Source organism: Shewanella sp. P1-14-1, from assembly GCF_001401775.1.
GTDB classification, from domain to species: domain Bacteria; phylum Pseudomonadota; class Gammaproteobacteria; order Enterobacterales; family Shewanellaceae; genus Shewanella; species Shewanella japonica.
Map to the genome: position 1 here is coordinate 1 of NZ_LKTL01000065.1, position 1,181 is coordinate 1,181.

Annotated in this window: 1 rRNA gene; it reads right to left on the reverse strand. The window is 49.4% G+C overall.

Features of this window, described 5'->3' with window-relative positions:
• Positions 1-1,158 (reverse strand): 23S ribosomal RNA (locus AN944_RS20955); the annotation flags it as partial.
• Between the last annotated feature and the right edge of the window lie 23 nt (positions 1,159-1,181).

A 1,181-nucleotide genomic window follows, 5' to 3' on the forward strand; every position in this document is an offset into this window, starting at 1 on the left:
GCAAACCCATAGCTTCGGTGTATTGCTTAGCCCCGTTAAATCTTCCGCGCAGGCCGACTCGACTAGTGAGCTATTACGCTTTCTTTAAATGATGGCTGCTTCTAAGCCAACATCCTAGCTGTCTAAGCCTTCCCACATCGTTTCCCACTTAGCAATAACTTTGGGACCTTAGCTGATGGTCTGGGTTGTTTCCCTTTTGACGACGGACGTTAGCACCCGCCGTCTGTCTCCCGAGTAGTACTCACTGGTATTCGGAGTTTGCAAAGGGTTGGTAAGTCGGGATGACCCCCTAGCCTTAACAGTGCTCTACCCCCAGTGGTATTCGCTCGAGGCGCTACCTAAATAGCTTTCGAGGAGAACCAGATATCTCCGAGTTTGATTGGCCTTTCACCCCCAGCCACAAGTCATCCGCTAATTTTTCAACATTAGTCGGTTCGGTCCTCCAGTTGATGTTACTCAACCTTCAACCTGCCCATGGCTAGATCACTCGGTTTCGGGTCTACGCCTTGCAACTAAACGCGCAGTTAACACTCGGTTTCCCTACGGCTCCGCTATTCGCTTAACCTCGCTACAAAACGTAAGTCGCTGACCCATTATACAAAAGGTACGCAGTCACGGTCTCAAGAACCGCTCCCACTGCTTGTACGTATACGGTTTCAGGTTCTATTTCACTCCCCTCACAGGGGTTCTTTTCGCCTTTCCCTCACGGTACTGGTTCACTATCGGTCAGTCAGGAGTATTTAGCCTTGGAGGATGGTCCCCCCATATTCAAACAGGATGTCACGTGTCCCGCCTTACTCGATTTCATCTATGGTTAGTTTTCGTGTACGGGGCTATCACCCTGTGCCGCTGTGCTTTCCAACACATTCCACTAACACCCCATAGACTTAAGGGCTAATCCCCGTTCGCTCGCCGCTACTAGGGGAATCTCGGTTGATTTCTTTTCCTTCGGGTACTTAGATGTTTCAGTTCCCCGAGTTCGCCTCATACAGCTATGTATTCACTGTATGATGACCACTTATGTGGTCGGGTTTCCCCATTCGGACATCGTTAGCTCAAATGCTTGTTACTAGCTCGCCAACGCTTTTCGCAAGTTACTACGTCCTTCATCGCCTCTGACTGCCAAGGCATCCACCGTATACGCTTAGTCACTTAACCATACAACCCAAATAAGTTTCAAA